Source organism: Terriglobia bacterium, assembly GCA_020073085.1.
Taxonomy (GTDB): Bacteria; Acidobacteriota; Terriglobia; order JAIQFV01; family JAIQFV01; genus JAIQFV01.
In genome coordinates, this window is sequence record JAIQFV010000014.1 from 146,843 (window position 1) to 163,259 (window position 16,417).

The window sequence follows — 16,417 nt, forward strand, 5'->3', positions numbered from 1 at the left end:
AGCGCAGGCAAGCCTTCGCACTCCCAAGGTGACTCACTTTGGCCCCGGAGGGGCGGCCAATTTTCGATTGATCAGGTCGATGCTTTTCTGGGCGTCGGTATAGTGAGGATCGATTCGGAGGGTCTGTTCGTACTCCGAGAGGGCTTCATTGAGCTGCCCCTGGAAATAGAGGGCACTGGCCTTGTAATAGTGATGGTCCGCACTGGAGGGATCTCTTCGGATCAAGTCATCATAAAAAGCGATGATCGCCTCGTCCTGCAGCTTTGCACCGGCGGAATCACCCTGGGTGCGAAGGGCCAAAGCGAAGTTGAACCGAATCACCGGATACATGGGGGCCAGGTCGACCGCTCGACGAAAATATTGGATCGCCTCTTCCGTCTTCCCCTGTCGTGAAAGGACAATCCCGAGATCATTCAAAAGCATCGGATCGTCCGCATAGATGGACTCGGCAATCCGATATTGCTCCAGCGCGGGACCATATTCCTTCCGGGCGAAGTAACCGACGCCCAAAGAGTGATGGGCCTTAGAACTGTTCGGAGAGCTGCGGACCGTTTGAAGCGCAAGGGTCATCCCATCTCGCCAGTCGTTATTGCGCCGCACCGTCCGCACCGCAAGCAGTATCACTGCCACCGCTACAGTCATTCGGAAGGCCTTTTTGAACGAGGGCCGCTGGAACTGCCGATCCAGTCCGGCAAGAAGGGCGCCCCCCATCAAGAGAATCCCGAGCGAAGGCATGTAAAGGAGCCGATCCCCTCGAATTGTCCCGATGCGGATGATGAGGTTACTGATGATGGAGTAAGTGGTGAGGAAATAGGCCAAACCGAAGAAGGCGTTGGGCGCCCGAAAGTAGCTCCAGGCCAGAAGGAGGAGCAGGACCAGGGAAAGCGCTATCATGGCAAGTCCTGCCGAACTGCTCCATCGAGTGATCAGCGGAATCTGATTGTAGGAGTAGTCGGCCGAGAGATGCATGGGCCAGACCAGTTGCCCGATCGATTGAAACAGGACCTTGAGCGCGGTCAGTTCACGGACCACCAGCGGGACGTGCAGCAGGGGGTTGTCGATCAGAAGGGTGTATCCTCGTGGGATTTCTCGCAGGGCAAAGGTACGCAGCGCCAGGAAGACGAAAATGGCGGAGAAATATCCTGCAAAAACTTTCCAAAGCCCCGTTCGCAGGTGATCCCAGAGAGACGCCAGGCTGCCTTTGGAAAAATAGACAAATTCGGTGAGCAGGATGACACCGATCCACGTCACGCCATTCTCTTTGGACAGCATGGCAAACAAATACAATATCAGCGCCACCACAAAGGAGCCTCTTCGTCCTTCCGCCGACCGTCGGGCACGAATATGAAAAAGCCATGCAAAGACGAAGAACAGCATCGCCAGGGCATCACTGCGGCCGTCAATGTAGGTGATGGCTTCAGTCTGGATAGGATGAACCGCGAATAGCAGCGCGGTCAGGGAAGCGGCGGTGACATCTGAAAGCAGGGATCGAAGAACCCAGAGAATTCCCAGGCAGATCATCACATGCAGGAGGCGATTGACAACATGGAACCCGTCAGGGTTCAGGCCGTTGATCCAACAATTTAAGCCCAGGGAAAGTGAAGTGAGGGGGCGGTACATATGGCCCTTGGAAAATAAAACAGGATCAAAAGGCAATATGAACATTCGGAGGACATTTCTGGGATTCTGGAGGAAGAGATTATTGACAATTTTGGTCGTGTCATCCATTGCAAATTGATGTCCCCAGCTGTTCCAGTCGCAAACCAGGGCTGCAAGGATAATGAGCAATTCCCAGCGGAGAAATCGTCTCAGCAAGACTCCCCCGTGGGAGCGGTCCTTGTGTGTTCTAAAGTGTGCCGAGTGGGTTCTTGCATTCATTCGTTTGGTCTTTTCCAGTTAAACAGCTCCCCCCATCCCAGGAAGCCAATTGAATTCATCATATCGACAGAATTTGGACTAAAGCAACACTTTTTGCAAACGACGTGGGCGGCGCCGTCTTCAGCTTTTGCGATTTGATTTTCCGGCTTTCTCAAGCTCCGTCGCTCCGGTGCCGCAGGTATTCCCGTCCCGACCTCAAAATCCCCGTTTGTCGAGGTTCGACCAAATTCAAACCTGGGTTTGTATGGATTTGATTGATGTTGCCGAAGAGGGTGCCTCCGCTCACCTCTTCCAAACCCTCGTCTCAAGATCGGCGAAGAGAAGGGAGTTCTGCAGGCGCACTTGACCCTTGACGGGGGAAAAGTCCTTCCCGGAGATGAATTGTTCCTTATCGAGGAAGATTCTGATGTGAGTCGAGGCATTGAGCAGCGCCCGATTACTGAATTTAACTTGCAAAATTTCTATAGGTTACGGTATGGTTGAGTTTTCCGGGACAGCTCTGAGCCGTAACCGGGGGAGAAGCCCCGCGAAACTGGGTGGGAAGAGGGTTATGAAGATATTATTGCTCCGCGCGAAGCCAGACTTTATGGACATGGTGATCGGAATCCCCATTGGATTAACCATGGTCGGGGCAATGGCAGAGCGGTTGAACCACAAGGTCGAAATTCTGGACCTGGCCCTCGAAAAAACTCAGGACGCGGCGGACCGGCGGTTGCAGAGTCTGTTGCAGACGAAGAAGTTCGACCTGGTCGGCCTCACCGCCATGACTGTCGAATATGAGGCCGCGGCCCGCGCGGCCCGCATGGTGAAACAGTCGGACCCGGCGGTCCCGGTCGTCTTTGGAGGGCAACATGCCACCATTAAGGTTACAGAGGTCCTCTCCCAGGATTTCTGTGACTTTGTGGTCAAAGGCGAAGGAGAAAGCGTTTTCTCGGAGCTGGTCACCAGGCTGTCCGATGGAGGCTCCCTGGACGATGTAAGAGGTTTGGCGTTCAAACGCAATGGCGAGATCGTCCAGACATCCGATCAGGAACTCATCCAGGACTTGGACGGCTTGCCTTATCCGGCCTACCACCTTCTGGAGGTGGAGCAGTATTTTGCGGCCAGTTCAGCGCGGGCAACCACCAAACACAAGCGTTGCATGCAGGTCTTCACGAGCCGCGGGTGTCCCTGGCGGTGCACCTACTGCCACGATTTGTTCGGCAAGTCATTTCGCGGACGAAGCCCCGAAAACGTGCTGGGCGAATTGAAGCTGTTGTACGACCGGTGGGGCATCCGCGAATACATGGTGGAAGACGATATTTTCAATCTGGATATGGAGCGGGCGAAGAAGATTTTCGACCTGGTTAGAGAGAATCTGCCGGGGGTGTACTTCCAGTTCGGGAACGGTCTGCGGCTGGAGCGGTTTGATGAAGAACTTGTCCGTAAGATGGCGGAAGGCGGGACCCATTATATTTGCATCGCCATTGAGTCCGCGAGTCCGCGCATTCAAAAAATGATTAAGAAGAATCTGAAGCTGGATAAGTCGGCGGAGGCGCTGCGCTGGATGCGCAAACACAGAATTCGCACGCTCGGATTTTTCATGCTCGGTTTTCCGACCGAGACCCTGGAGGAGATCCAGCAGACCATTGAATACGCCAGCCAGCTCGATCTCGATGAGGCCCTGTTCAGCATCGCGACGCCATATCCCGGGACTGAATTGAACAAGCAGGTCATGGAGATGAGTCTCTATGACCCGGACCTGGTAAGCCGGGGCGGAGAGGAATTTCAGCTGATCAAGACCGAACAGTTTGACTACCATACATTGCGCAAACTGCAGCGCAAGGCGTACCGGTCCTTCTTCCTGTCAAAGTTCCGGTACCTCCGGATGATCCCGAAACTGGTGAACGTGAACTCCTCCATGAAATACTTGCGGGCCATTGAGCGGAATTTCCTGGCCTACGGCGGGGCGAAGACCTCGCGCATCAACTGATTTTATGAACCAATCCCTGTCGCATATTAAGAACCGGATGGTGATCTTCTGGAGTTATGTGGGACGAAAGACCGTGGTTCGAGGCGGCCCCAAATACGTCCTTCTGGAGGCCACCGGGAAGTGCAATCTCTTCTGTCCCATGTGTCCCCGCGAGCTGGTTCATTTTGAGCCGGTGGACATCCCCATGCCGCTTTTCCAGAAGGTGATTGAGGAGGCCCGTGATTACCTGGAATTCACGGTTCCTTACGGTGCGGGAGAGCCGCTGCTGAACAAGCGCATTTTCGAGATGGTCCGGTTCTGTCGCGAACGCCGTATCCGCATCGGCATCTCGACCAACGGGACCCTCAATAACCCCGAGCGTAATCGGCAGCTTCTGGATTCGGGGCTGGACTATATTATTTTTGCCTTTGACGGCGCCACCAAGGAGAGCTACGAGAAGTACCGCAAAGGGGCGAAATTTGAAGAAACGCGGGACAAGATCCTGGAATTCCTGAGGATGAAGCAAGAGAAGCAATCCAAGATCTTCACCATCGTGCAGATGGTTCGATTGAAGGACAATGCGGGCGAGGTGGAAGCATTCCGGAGAATGTGGAATCTTCCGGGGGTTGACCAGGTCCGGATCAAGGAAGACGAACTCCAGTTTGACGGGGTAGGGATCCCGCGGCCCCGGGAAATCCTGAAACGCCGGAACCCCTGTCACTACCTCTGGCAGGGGCCCGTCTACATTCATCATGACGGCAATGTATTTCCGTGCTGTTACATGTGGCGTGGCGAGCCGCTCGGAAATGCCAACCAGCAGCCGCTGGCCGAGATTTGGAACAATGAAAAAATGCAGCGTCTGCGGCAGGCTCATCTCGACTTGAAGATTGAGGCTTACCCCGACTGCGTCAACTGCCATGCGCCGAAACCGCGCCTGCCGGTGATCCTGGGGAGCTTCGTCATCAATAGCCTCGCCGTTCGGAAATGGATCCCGGTCTTCGAGAAGCTGTCCCTGCTCTTTAAAATCTCCGTGTTTGAGCATCGTGCCGTCGAATCGCCCAAGGTGGATGCCAACATCCGCGGTTGAGACGGTTCGTCCCCTCCTTGTCGTCTCCTCCGGCCCCGCGAACCGCTGTCATTTCCTCCATTTTCATCCGCTGCCTCTTGCGTTCGTTCCGCCCTTCGAGTACGCTTGGCTAGATTTTCATGCGCTTACCCTGTTGTGTCCCGAATGGAACTGAGTTTTGAGAGAAGGGGACGTCTGGTGGGCCGGCACTGGCGAATTCATGAGTGAAAAGGCGTGTCCGCTTTGTTCAACGGAGGAAACTGGGTTCTTTGCCTACAGCACCGACTACCTGCTGAAGACCACGGAGAAAGTGTTCTCGCTTCGGGAGTGCACGGCCTGTGGAATTGTTTTTCTGGCTCCCATCCCATCCGCGGAGGAGTTGCGGGCTTACTATCCTTCCGGGTACTGGTGGAGCGAGACGAGCCGTGCGCCGGGTTTCTTGTCGAACCTGGGAAAACGACTGGAGTCGTTGTACCGTCGATTGGTGTTGCGGGATCACGTCCGATTTGTCCTCGAGGCCGCCCGCCATGTTTCGGAAGAAGGTGAAGCGGTTGATGTCCTGGACGTCGGTTGTTCGGGCGGAACCCTGCTGCACGAGCTTTCCTGTCGCGGAATCTTGGGGCGCGGTCTCGACTTCTCCGAGGAGGCTGTGGCGCACGCCATTCGGGTGTACCAGCTGGACTGCCGCGTGGGGGATTTGACTCAAGCTCCGTGGCCGGGAAAACGATTTTCACTCCTCACGTGTTTTCATGTGTTGGAGCACGTCCCGGAGCCCCGGGCCTTTTTGAGGGCGGCAGAGGCTGCACTGGTCGAGCGGGGTCGGATTGTGTTGCAGGTGCCCAATATCCGGAGCTGGCAATGTCGCCTGTTCGGTCCCCATTGGTACGGGTTGGACCCCCCGAGACACCTCGTCAACTTCAGCGACCGGGCACTGATCCGTTTGCTCCAGGAGACAGGTTTTGAAATCCAGAGGGAGAAGCGATTTTCGCTCCGCGACGATGCCGCCGCGTGGGTCTCCAGCGCCTTTCCCTCACTGGACCCGTTGGCCCGGGCCATCCGCAAGACCTCGCGAAAGCGTCCGGCCGGGGAGCCATCGGCCCTTGGCATTTTTAAGAATTTCGTCTATTTTGTTTTATTGGTGGCAGCCACTCCGGTGGCGCTCTTCGATTCGCTGGCGGGTCGTGGGGCAACCCTCATGGTTGAGGCCCGGCGATCGTCGAAGCCCTCCACGCGTCATCTTCAACACCACCCTGAATCTTTGTGACAACCGGCAGCTTGAATGGAAAATGAAAAGTCCGTGACGGTCATTGTGGTGAACTGGAACAGCCGCGACTTGTTGCGGGAGTGTCTCTTCTCCCTGCGGCGGCAGACGTACAGGAACTTTCACGTAATCGTGGTGGACAACGGTTCGATCGACGGGTCCCTCGAGATGTTGGAGAATGAATTTGGCGGGTTCGCCTACTTGATCAAGAACTCGCGTAACCACGGGTTCTGCCGGGCGGTGAATCAGGCCATCCTTGCTTCCGCCTCGGAATACGTGGCCCTGCTGAATAATGATGCCGAGGCGCAGCCAACGTGGCTGGAAGAGATGACGCTGGCGATCCAGCGCGCCGGGGACATCGGCATGTGTGCTTCAAAAATCCTGAAGCATGATCAGCCTGATGTGATCGACAAGGTGGGACACCTTATTTACCTGGATGGCCAGAATCGAGGCCGTGGAACGGGCCAGACCGACCGGGGGCAATTTGACCAGGAAGAGGAAACACTTTTCCCGGATGGGTGCGCCGCGCTCTATCGCCGGGCGGTCTTTGATGCCGTGGGTCTGTTTGATGAGGATTTCTTTGCCTATGGCGATGATGCGGAGTTGGGGCTGCGGGCCCGGCTCGGCGGATGGCGCGCCCTCTACTCTCCACGAGCCGTTGTCTACCATCGCCATTCCCAAACCCTCGGGGCCTATTCCCCGGAAAAGATTTTTTACGTCGAACGGAACCGGGTGTGGCTGGCCGTGAAGCTCTTTCCCCTCTCCATCCTGCTGCTGAACCCGTATTATGCCGGGCTCCGTTTTTTCGTTGGCATGATGGGTTCCGTCCTGCGCAAAGGACCCGCCGGCAGTTTCGCCCGGGAGTATTCCATACTCCGCTTGTTGTGGACCATTCTTCGGGCCAACCTGTCGGCCCTCGTGCGGCTGCCTCAGATGTGGAGAAAAAGGGGGGAGGTAAAGCGCCGGCAGAAGATATCGAACGAGGAACTCCGGCGGTTGTTGTCCCAGTTCCGGATCGGGCTAAAAGAGCTGGCTCTTGAATAGGTCCGGTGTCCGGCGCTTCCGGGCCGCCCCGCCTGGACTGGAGTGTGAGGAAATATGTTGAATGCGCGCCTCCACAGCCTTGCAGAACGATGGTTGCCGGGTGCCCTGCTCCGCGCCCTCGATCCGTTTGAGGCTCTGATCTCAGATCGACTGGCAGCCTTTGTGGCGACCCTCCCCGACCGTTCGCATGTTTTGGATGCCGGAGCAGGACAGTGCCGTTATGCCTCGGCCTTTCTTCGACACCGGTATGTTGCCCTGGATATTTCCGTCGGCGATTCCTCCTGGGATTATTCACAATTGGACATTCTGGGGGATTTGGAAAAACTGCCGATCGCCAACTCGGCGTTCGATGCGGCGATCAGCATCGTGGTGCTGGAGCATGTGCGGGAGCCCCAGGAGGTGATGCGCGAGACCGCGCGTGTCCTTCGACCGGGCGGACGATTCTTCATTGTGGTCCCGAATCAATGGGAAGTTCACCAGGCCCCGTACGACTATTTCCGATTCACACGGTACGGGCTGGAACATCTGCTGGTGAAGAGCGGGTTCCGCATCCAGCGGGTTGAGGCCATTGGGGGTTTTTTCTGGCTGATGTCCCGTCGATCCATCAATTTGCTGACGTTTTTCCAGGGCGGCCTGAAATGGGTGATTTTCCTTCTGTTGGCGCCCTTCCTGGGATTCTTGATTCCGATCCTCTTCTATTTTGCCGACCGGTTGGATCGACGCAAGGATTTCACATTGGGATATATTTGCGAGGCCAGCCGGGAGGGCTAGGGACGCATTGCGGGTTCTTGTGAGGGCCATCGACGGGGGTGACGGCGTTTTTCTTTGCGGGTGACCCGACTGAAACCGTGCGTTGGTTCAGCCGAATGGCAAGCTAGCGCTTGACAAAGAAGAGCTTGTCGTATAATTTTGATACTTTGGCCCACAGGCGCTACGCGGAGTGAGGAGATGTCAACGCATTTTACGAAGGCTTCAGAAATCAATAGCAAGTGGTATTTGATCGATGCCAGGGGGGTAGTGTTGGGTCGTCTGGCCACGACCGTTGCCAAGCTGTTGATAGGTAAGACCAAGGCCAATTATGTCCCGTACCTTGACGGTGGCGACCATGTGGTCATTGTCAACGCAGACAAGGTGAAGATCACCGGGAAAAAGTTGGACCAAAAATTCTATCATCGGTTTTCGGGTTACCCCGGCGGAATGAAATCGATTTCGTTGAAAGACCAGTTGGCCAAGCATCCGACGCGCGTCGTGGAGGATGCCGTTACCGGGATGTTACCCAAATCAAAACTGGGCCGGGCCATGGCGAAGAAGCTGCGTGTGTATGCGGCTCCGTCGCATCCGCACTCGGCACAGAAACTGGAACCCTTTCTCATCAAGCCATAGGGTTTGCACCCTTTTCAAGGAGTTTGAATTTGTCCACAGAGTTATCGACACCGACGGTGCAATATTACGGAACGGGCAAACGCAAAACGGCGGTGGCCCGTGTTTTTTTGCGCCCGGGTATGGGGCACTTCAAGATCAACGACCTGAAATTTGAAGACTACTTCAAGACCGAAACCTTGCGCAAAATTATCAGTCAGCCATTACAAGCGACTGAGACGGCAGGGAAGTTCGATGTATTGGTGAATGTCCAGGGAGGCGGCCTTTCAGGTCAGGCCGACGCCGTGCAATTGGGAATTTCGCGGGCCCTGCTCGAGTTCAACGTCGAATTGCGAAAGAAACTGCGGGAAGGCGGATTCCTGACACGGGACGCGCGGATCAAGGAACGAAAGAAGTACGGGCAGAAGGGCGCCCGGAAACGGTTCCAGTATTCGAAGCGTTAGTTCCGAGGCACCTTGTGGGACAGACGTCCTCGTCTGCCCTGGGAATGAACTCCTCTGGCGGACGAGGACGTCCGCTTCACCATTAGAATTCGACGCCGCAGACCGGGGGACTGGAAAGGGATGCGGCAGCAGTAAATCTCCCCGCGGGGGGGCCGGGTTGCGGTCCACCGAATTTTCCAGCAGAGAAGAGAGGAATACTTGATTCAAGTCACAATGAAGGAACTGCTCGAGGCAGGCGTTCACTTCGGGCATCAAACGAGACGCTGGAACCCGAAAATGAAGGAATACATTTTCGGGGAGCGGAACGGGATTTACATCATTGATCTGCAAAAGACGCTCAAGATGTTCAAGGAAGCGCTGCAGTCCATTACCGAATTGGCGGCCCAGGGAAAGATTATTCTATACGTGGGAACCAAGCGGCAGGCCCAGGATGCCATTGCGGAGGAAGCGCAGCGCTGTGGCATGTATTTCGTGAATCAACGCTGGTTGGGGGGCTTGTTGACCAATTTTGCCACCATTCAGCGGTCCATCAAGCGGCTGAAGGATTTGGAGGCCATGAAGGCCGACGGGAGTTATGAACTTCGCTCCAAGAAGGAAGTAGCGAGACTGGAACGGGAACGATTAGCATTGGAGAAGAATCTCTCCGGCATTAAGAATATGCCCCGGCTGCCCGACGCCCTCTTTGTGGTTGACTCCGGGAAGGAAGAGATTGCAATCTTGGAAGCCCGGAAGCTGTCCATCCCGGTTTTCAGCATCGTCGACACCAACTGCAACCCGGATGTTATCGACTATATCATTCCGGGCAATGATGACGCCCTTCGCGCCATTCGGCTGTTCACGCAGAAGGTGGCCGATGCGATCCTCGAAGGGCAACAATTCCGTCTGGCCCAGGAGGCGGAAGCTGAAAAGGTGGCTCAAGAGCAGGCCACCACGGATGGAACGGGTGAAGTCGGTGTCCCGGCTGAAGCCGCTATGAAGACGGAGACTGCGACGGCGGGGGGTGAAAGTCCCACGGTCGGCCCGGGAGGTTCGGAGGGAACCGGCGGACTCGACGAAGCAGGCCGCAAGCGCCGGCCACGAAGGCCCCGACCCTTGACACAATCTTCGACGGTTCGCTGATCCCGTCTTGGACGGGACTGTGACCGCGAGATTCACCTGCCTGATCATGGTGAAATCGAGAGCCACCGGGTGAATCAAATTAAAGAATTCATCCAACCTAAAAATTGTTCGCCGTTACCGAAGGGGAACAATTTTTAGGTTTATTTTTGTAAGGGAGCCATCAGCGGTCAGCTTTCAGCTATCGGCAAGCGAACCCTCCGGCCAGTTTGAATAGACATTCGGTATCGTGCCGCGGCCGGGGGACACAAGTCAGCGACTGTTTTGACCTGAATATCCAAAAGGTGTTTGCTGATGGCTGACAGCTAATAGTTGATTGCTGCTTTTCTGGAGGGTTAATCAAGCTTATGGAGATTTCAGCGAAAGATGTTAAGGAGCTGCGGGAACGGACCGGCGCCGGCATGATGGAATGCAAGAAGGCACTGGTGGAGGCCCAGGGCAACATCGATGAGGCGATCACCATCCTTCGCAAACGGGGGTTGGCCAGCGCCGCCAAGAAGGCAGGGCGCGTCACGTCGGAAGGCCTGGTCGACGTGCGGGTTGCCTCCGTCCAGGGGAACCCGGTCGGAGTCATCGTCGAAGTAAATTGTGAAACCGACTTTGTAGCCCGCACGGATGACTTCAAGAACTTTGTCTCCCGAGTGGGAGAGCATCTCTTGCAGCAAAAAGCAGAATCCCTGGATCACTTGCTCTCACAGAAGTTCCATGCGGAAGAGACAAAGACCGTCCAGGAAATCCTGCTGGAGAGAATTTTGCAGATCAAGGAGAACCTTTCCATCCGCCGCTTTGAACGAATGGAGTTAAGCGGTCAGGGCGCACTGGGAACTTACATCCACGCGGGAGGGAAGATCGGGGTGCTCGTCGAGTTAGGGGCCGCAGGGGGGACCAACACCGGGGGAGAGACATTCCAGGGCCTGGTTCACGATGTGGCCATGCATGTGGCTGCCTCCGATCCCAAGTACCTCAGCCGTCAGCATGTGCCTTCATCGGTTCTGGAGCGCGAAAAAGACATTGCCCGGGCCAAGGTTCCTCCCGGAAAACCAGCCCCGGTGGTCGAAAAGATTGTGGAAGGTCAACTCGCGAAATTTTATGGAGAGGTGTGTCTGTTGGAGCAACCGTTTGTGAAGGAGCCCGGGATGTCGTTGGGGCAGTGGTTGACCCAAAAGGCTCCTGCGCTGGGGGGAGCGGTGGAAGTCCGTCGCTTCGTCCGATTCAAGGCGGGTGAAGGGATTGAAAAGCCCCCTGATGATTTCGCAGCGGAAGTCGCGGCCCAGGTAAAGTAGATATGAGAAACCCTCAAGTCAAGTACAAGAGAGTCCTGCTGAAATTGAGCGGGGAGGCCCTGATGGGCCGACAGGGTTACGGGGTTGACCCGCTCGTGGCGACCAGTATTGCGGAACAGGTCAAAGAGGTCCACAGACTCGGTGTGGAATTGAGTATCGTGATCGGCGGCGGCAACATTTTCCGGGGGGTGGCGGCGAGCGCCCGGGGCATGGACCGGGTCTCCGGGGATGTGATGGGGATGCTGGCAACCATGATTAATGCAATTGCGCTCCAGGATGCCCTCGAAAAAGTGGGCGTCATTACCCGAGTCATGTCGGCGATTGAGATGCGCGAGGTAGCTGAACCCTTCATTCGCCGGCGGGCCCTGCGTCATTTGGAAAAAAGACGCGTGGTGATCTTTGCCGCGGGAACGGGGAACCCTTACTTCTCGACCGACACAGCGGCCGCCTTGCGGGCCATGGAGATCAAGGCAGAGGTGATCTTGAAGGCGACCCGGGTGGACGGCATCTACGACAGCGACCCTTTAAAGAACCGCCGTGCCAAGATGTTCCGTGAGATCTCCTACATTGACGTCCTCAAGAAGGGGCTGGCCGTCATGGATACGACGGCGATTTCGTTGTGTATGGATAATAAGTTGCCGATTATCGTCTTTAATCTGCTCAAGCGGGGCAACATCAAGAGAACGGTGATGGGGGCAACGGTGGGAACCACCGTCCATCTCTAAACGGGCTTCGGAGTCAATTCCTTATGATCAAGGACATCCTTGCACAGACCAAAGCGCGAATGGAAAAATCAGTGGAAGACTTCAAGCACACCTTGACTGCTATTCGAACCGGCCGGGCCAATGTCGGACTCATCGATCATCTCAAGGTGGACTATTACGGCACACCCACCCCGCTGAACCAGCTGGCGTCGCTGGGGGTTCCGGAACCCACCTCGATTACCGTCCAGCCGTGGGATATCTCGCAGCTCGGGGCGATTGAAAAATCCATCCGCTCCTCGGACTTGGGATTGAATCCGGTTAACGACGGCAAGATTATCCGGGTTCCGATTCCGCCCCTCACTGAAGAACGGCGCCGTGAACTGGTGAAACATCTCCATAAGATTCTGGAGGATCACCGCACGGCGATCCGAAATATCCGGCGGGACGAGAACGAGCGGGTGAAGAAGGCCCTGAAGGATAAAACGATCTCCGAGGACGATGAGAAAAAAACCCTCGACGAGATCCAAAAGGTGACGAACCAGTTCATCGAAAAACTGGAGGGGTTCGGGAAGGGTAAAGAAAAAGAAATCATGGAAGTCTGAGTTCGTGCCCGCCCGAAACCGGAGGGAAGAAACCGGGGTGTCCATGCTTCACCCACCCTCCAAGGAATGCGGCGGGTTTCAGCACAGGGGCCCTGCGATCGGCGAAGGGGGGCATCAGAAAGATTCTTAAGCGCCCCACGCATTTTTTTTTGATGGAGAGGGTTGACAATTTGCGAGTCTGTCGATAGACTCGTAAGGTTTGTCAGGTGGTGGGTAACGCGCTAGTGCGTAGCGTGGTATATAACTTTCGGAACAGAATTGTTCGAGGGATTCTTTGCCAACTTTTAGTCAACTCGTGAGGATGGGGCGCAGGCGACCCCGGTACAAGACCAGTAGTCCTGCGTTGCAAGGCTGTCCGCAGAAACGTGGAGTGTGCGTGCGAGTATACACGACCACGCCTAAGAAGCCCAATTCCGCTCTGAGGAAAGTCGCCCGGGTGCGACTGACCAACGGCATTGAAGTAACCACTTACATTCCGGGCATTGGGCACAATCTTCAAGAGCATTCGATTGTCCTCATTCGCGGGGGACGCGTCAAAGATCTGCCCGGTGTTCGATACCACGTCGTTCGTGGCACGCTCGATTCGGTGGGAGTGGCCGAGCGTCGTCAGAGCCGTTCCAAATACGGCGCGAAAAGACCGAAAGCCTAAAGTCCAGACCACCCTTTGATCACAACTTGATCAGGTCGCGACGAAAGCAGTTGCGGCGGGTTTGCCGAAGGCGGTTGCCTCGACCCCGCAAAACCTTTCGGAACGAAATCGTCCTGAGAACGAAATAAGCGCGAGGATAAGTCTATGCCGAGAAGGAGAGTTGTCGCCCGCCGGGAGGTCGATCCCGATGCCATTTTCAACAGCACCCTGGTAGCGAAATTTGTCAATTCCCTGATGAGTCAGGGCAAGAAGACAGTGGCCGAGGGGATTTTTTACGCGGCGATGGATCTCATCAAGAAGAAGGCGAACGACGACCCGCTGAAGGTTTTTAAAAAAGCGGTGGAGAACGTCAAGCCCGTTTTGGAAGTCAAGACGCGCCGCGTCGGGGGTGCGAACTACCAGGTGCCGGTCGAGGTCAACCGGAGCCGGCAGCAATCGCTTTCCATCCGCTGGCTGATCAATTATGCGCGCGACCGCAATGAAAAATCGATGCGGGAGCGCCTGGCGAATGAATTGCTGGACGCCTCGAATAACCGAGGCGGAGCCATTAAAAAGAAAGACGATACCCACCGGATGGCAGAAGCCAATAAGGCTTTTGCCCATTACCGCTGGTAAAGAGTAAGGTTTCAAGGATACGAAATGGATCGGACCACACCCTTAGAGCGAACCCGGAACATCGGCATCATGGCACACATTGATGCGGGGAAGACGACGTGTACCGAGCGGATTCTCTATTACACGGGCGTCAATTACAAGATCGGTGAGGTCCATGAAGGCACCGCGACGATGGATTGGATGGAGCAGGAACAGGAGCGGGGGATCACAATCACTTCCGCCGCCACAACCTGCTTCTGGTCGGGTTCGCAAAACCAGTTTGAAGAACACCGGGTCAATATCATCGATACGCCGGGACACGTCGATTTTACCGCCGAAGTCGAGCGCAGCCTCCGCGTGCTGGATGGCGCCATTGCGCTGCTGGGCGCCGTGGAGGGTGTCGAACCCCAGACGGAAACGGTGTGGCGCCAGGCCGATAAATACCGCGTCCCCCGATTGGTGTTTGTCAACAAAATGGACCGCGTGGGCGCCGATTTTGAGAATTGTGTGGATATGATCCGGACTCGGGTTCATGCCAACCCCCTCGTCATCCAACTCCCCCTCGGCAAAGAAGATAAGTTTCAGGGCGTCATTGACCTGATTCAGCAGAAAGCCATCGTCTACAAAGACGAAACCCTCGGGGCGGCTTACGAAATGAAAGAAATTCCGTCCGCCTACGCGGAGACGGTGGCTTCGCATCGTGAGAAATTGATTGAGACGGTGTGCGAGTGCGACGACATCATGCTGGAGAAGTACCTTCACGGGAAACCGATTGGTGCCGAAGATTTGAAATCGTCGATTCGCCGGTCCACCATCGGGCTGAAGCTTGTCCCGGTCCTGTGTGGATCCGCCTTCAAGAATAAAGGGGTGCAGCCACTGCTGGATGCCGTGATTGACTACCTGCCGTCGCCCGTGGATGTTCCGCCCGTGGAAGGCGTCATTTCGAAGGAGGACGAGGAAGTGCCGCTCCGGCGTGCCAGCGATGACGAGCCCTTTTCAGCCCTGGTGTTCAAGATCATGACTGATCCGTTTGTCGGGCAACTGGCCTTCTTCCGCGTCTACTCCGGGAAACTCAGCACCGGGGAGGGCGTTTGGAATTCGACCAAACAGAAACGCGAGCGCATCGGGCGATTGTTGAAGATGCATGCCAACAAGCGCGAAGAGATCAAGGAAGTGTTTGCCGGGGACATCGCGGCGGCGGTGGGTTTGAAGAACGTGTTGACCGGCGATACGATTTGCGCTGAAGAGCATCCCATCGTGCTGGAAGCGATGGATTTTCCGACCCCGGTGATCTCGCTGGCGATCGAGCCGAAATCCAAGGCAGACCAGGAAAAGATGGGATTCGCGCTGCAAAAACTGATGCAGGAAGATCCCACCTTCCGCGTCAAGACGGATACCGAAACCGGTCAAACCATTATCGCGGGGATGGGTGAGCTGCACCTGGAAATCATCGTCGACCGCATGATGCGCGAGTTCAAGGTCGATGCCAATGTGGGAAAACCCCAGGTGGCGTATCGGGAGACTATCCGCAAGCGAGCCGAGGCGGAAGGCAAATTTATTCGCCAGACCGGCGGCCGGGGCCAGTACGGCCATGTGAAAATTTATGTCGAGCCCGCCATGCCGGGGGAAGGATTTGTGTTTGAGAATAAGGTAGTCGGGGGTTCTATTCCCAGGGAATACATCAATCCGGTCGAGAAAGGTATCGCCGAAGCGATGGAAACGGGTGTGTTGGCGGGTTACGAAATGCAGGATGTCAAGGTGACCCTGTATGACGGCAGCTACCACGAAGTCGACTCTTCAGAAATCGCCTTCAAGATTGCCGGCTCGATGGCCTTCAAGGACGGTGTCGCCCGCGCCCATCCCGTTCTGCTGGAGCCGATCATGAAGGTCGAGGTCGTCGTGCCCGAGGAGTACATGGGTGACGTGATCGGGGATCTCAATTCGCGCCGGGGGCATATTGAGCGGATGGAACGGCGTGCCGGTTCTCAGGTGATTACCGCGCGGGTTCCCCTGTCGGATATGTTTGGCTATGCCACGGACCTGCGTTCACGGACCCAGGGGCGGGCCACCTATTCCATGCATTTCCTCCGCTACGAAGAGGCGCCCAAGCTGGTGGCGGAGGAAGTGATTGCCAAGGTGACCGGCCGGACGGTTCGCAGATAGTCTTTTCCCAACTCGGTGGAGTGGGGATTTTTTTTTGATTCGGCGTCCGGGATTGAGCGGTTCATAGAATGCCGGCGGGAAAGCCGGGAGCGTTGGCGACCGGAAGTCCGCAGCGCAATAAATTAGATTGATAATTCTCATGAGGAGACCGCCATGGCGAAGGAGAAATTTGATCGATCCAAGCCGCACGTGAACATTGGGACGATCGGGCACATTGATCACGGGAAGACGACGTTGACCTCGGCGATCACGAAGGTGCTGCAGAAGCACAATCCGAAGGTGC

16 protein-coding genes are annotated in these 16,417 nt (G+C 55.9%); 15 read left to right on the forward strand and 1 reads right to left on the reverse strand.

Going from position 1 to position 16,417, the window contains the following annotated elements:
- Positions 1-33: 33 nt before the first annotated feature.
- On the reverse strand, positions 34-1,878 hold the full coding sequence (locus LAO21_15590) for a tetratricopeptide repeat protein (protein ID MBZ5554139.1): 1,845 nt from the start codon (positions 1,876-1,878) through the stop codon (positions 34-36).
- 550 nt (positions 1,879-2,428) lie between these two features.
- On the opposite strand from LAO21_15590, the gene LAO21_15595 reads away from it, so the two are divergent.
- From LAO21_15595 to tuf, 15 genes are all read left to right on the forward strand, one after another.
- A complete protein-coding gene (locus LAO21_15595) occupies positions 2,429-3,850 on the forward strand; it encodes a B12-binding domain-containing radical SAM protein (protein MBZ5554140.1) in 1,422 nt (473 codons plus the stop codon).
- Between the two features lie 4 nt (positions 3,851-3,854).
- Positions 3,855-4,916: a radical SAM protein gene (locus LAO21_15600; protein ID MBZ5554141.1), complete on the forward strand. Its 1,062-nt coding sequence runs from the start codon at positions 3,855-3,857 to the stop codon at positions 4,914-4,916.
- A gap of 199 nt (positions 4,917-5,115) precedes the next feature.
- On the forward strand, positions 5,116-6,159 hold the full coding sequence (locus LAO21_15605) for a class I SAM-dependent methyltransferase (GenBank protein MBZ5554142.1): 1,044 nt from the start codon (positions 5,116-5,118) through the stop codon (positions 6,157-6,159).
- 15 nt (positions 6,160-6,174) lie between these two features.
- A complete protein-coding gene (locus tag LAO21_15610) occupies positions 6,175-7,200 on the forward strand; it encodes a glycosyltransferase family 2 protein (GenBank protein ID MBZ5554143.1) in 1,026 nt (341 codons plus the stop codon).
- Between the two features lie 54 nt (positions 7,201-7,254).
- On the forward strand, positions 7,255-7,971 hold the full coding sequence (locus LAO21_15615; GenBank protein ID MBZ5554144.1) for a class I SAM-dependent methyltransferase: 717 nt from the start codon (positions 7,255-7,257) through the stop codon (positions 7,969-7,971).
- A gap of 177 nt (positions 7,972-8,148) precedes the next feature.
- The gene (gene rplM, locus LAO21_15620) at positions 8,149-8,583 is read left to right on the forward strand and encodes a 50S ribosomal protein L13 (GenBank protein ID MBZ5554145.1); all 435 of its coding nucleotides are present in this window, start codon (positions 8,149-8,151) and stop codon (positions 8,581-8,583) included.
- 56 nt (positions 8,584-8,639) lie between these two features.
- On the forward strand, positions 8,640-9,023 hold the full coding sequence (rpsI, locus tag LAO21_15625) for a 30S ribosomal protein S9 (GenBank protein MBZ5554146.1): 384 nt from the start codon (positions 8,640-8,642) through the stop codon (positions 9,021-9,023).
- A 198-nt stretch (positions 9,024-9,221) separates the two neighbouring features.
- Positions 9,222-10,142, forward strand: a complete 921-nt coding sequence (gene rpsB / locus LAO21_15630) for a 30S ribosomal protein S2 (protein ID MBZ5554147.1) — start codon at positions 9,222-9,224, stop codon at positions 10,140-10,142.
- Positions 10,143-10,486: 344 nt separating this feature from the next.
- Positions 10,487-11,422: a translation elongation factor Ts gene (tsf, locus tag LAO21_15635; protein ID MBZ5554148.1), complete on the forward strand. Its 936-nt coding sequence runs from the start codon at positions 10,487-10,489 to the stop codon at positions 11,420-11,422.
- Positions 11,423-11,424: 2 nt separating this feature from the next.
- Complete coding sequence (pyrH, locus tag LAO21_15640; GenBank protein ID MBZ5554149.1) at positions 11,425-12,147, forward strand: UMP kinase; 723 nt, start codon at positions 11,425-11,427, stop codon at positions 12,145-12,147.
- A 23-nt stretch (positions 12,148-12,170) separates the two neighbouring features.
- The gene (gene frr, locus LAO21_15645; protein ID MBZ5554150.1) at positions 12,171-12,728 is read left to right on the forward strand and encodes a ribosome recycling factor; all 558 of its coding nucleotides are present in this window, start codon (positions 12,171-12,173) and stop codon (positions 12,726-12,728) included.
- A gap of 274 nt (positions 12,729-13,002) precedes the next feature.
- Complete coding sequence (rpsL, locus tag LAO21_15650) at positions 13,003-13,377, forward strand: 30S ribosomal protein S12 (GenBank protein ID MBZ5554151.1); 375 nt, start codon at positions 13,003-13,005, stop codon at positions 13,375-13,377.
- Between the two features lie 144 nt (positions 13,378-13,521).
- Positions 13,522-13,992: a 30S ribosomal protein S7 gene (gene rpsG / locus LAO21_15655; GenBank protein ID MBZ5554152.1), complete on the forward strand. Its 471-nt coding sequence runs from the start codon at positions 13,522-13,524 to the stop codon at positions 13,990-13,992.
- A gap of 24 nt (positions 13,993-14,016) precedes the next feature.
- Complete coding sequence (gene fusA, locus LAO21_15660) at positions 14,017-16,134, forward strand: elongation factor G (protein MBZ5554153.1); 2,118 nt, start codon at positions 14,017-14,019, stop codon at positions 16,132-16,134.
- 153 nt (positions 16,135-16,287) lie between these two features.
- Positions 16,288-16,417 (forward strand): elongation factor Tu (tuf, locus tag LAO21_15665; protein ID MBZ5554154.1); only part of this gene is annotated, 130 nt, incomplete at its 3' end.

What these genes read in the sequence shown, in the direction of transcription:
- LAO21_15590 (MBZ5554139.1), bottom strand. Translation starts at nt 1,878, where the DNA reads ATGAATGCAAGAACCCACTCGGCACACTTTAGAACACACAAGGACCGC.
- LAO21_15595 (MBZ5554140.1), top strand. Translation starts at nt 2,429, where the DNA reads ATGAAGATATTATTGCTCCGCGCGAAGCCAGACTTTATGGACATGGTG.
- LAO21_15600 (MBZ5554141.1), top strand. Translation starts at nt 3,855, where the DNA reads ATGAACCAATCCCTGTCGCATATTAAGAACCGGATGGTGATCTTCTGG.
- LAO21_15605 (MBZ5554142.1), top strand. Translation starts at nt 5,116, where the DNA reads ATGAGTGAAAAGGCGTGTCCGCTTTGTTCAACGGAGGAAACTGGGTTC.
- LAO21_15610 (MBZ5554143.1), top strand. Translation starts at nt 6,175, where the DNA reads ATGGAAAATGAAAAGTCCGTGACGGTCATTGTGGTGAACTGGAACAGC.
- LAO21_15615 (MBZ5554144.1), top strand. Translation starts at nt 7,255, where the DNA reads ATGTTGAATGCGCGCCTCCACAGCCTTGCAGAACGATGGTTGCCGGGT.
- rplM (MBZ5554145.1), top strand. Translation starts at nt 8,149, where the DNA reads ATGTCAACGCATTTTACGAAGGCTTCAGAAATCAATAGCAAGTGGTAT.
- tsf (MBZ5554148.1), top strand. Translation starts at nt 10,487, where the DNA reads ATGGAGATTTCAGCGAAAGATGTTAAGGAGCTGCGGGAACGGACCGGC.
- pyrH (MBZ5554149.1), top strand. Translation starts at nt 11,425, where the DNA reads ATGAGAAACCCTCAAGTCAAGTACAAGAGAGTCCTGCTGAAATTGAGC.
- frr (MBZ5554150.1), top strand. Translation starts at nt 12,171, where the DNA reads ATGATCAAGGACATCCTTGCACAGACCAAAGCGCGAATGGAAAAATCA.
- rpsG (MBZ5554152.1), top strand. Translation starts at nt 13,522, where the DNA reads ATGCCGAGAAGGAGAGTTGTCGCCCGCCGGGAGGTCGATCCCGATGCC.
- fusA (MBZ5554153.1), top strand. Translation starts at nt 14,017, where the DNA reads ATGGATCGGACCACACCCTTAGAGCGAACCCGGAACATCGGCATCATG.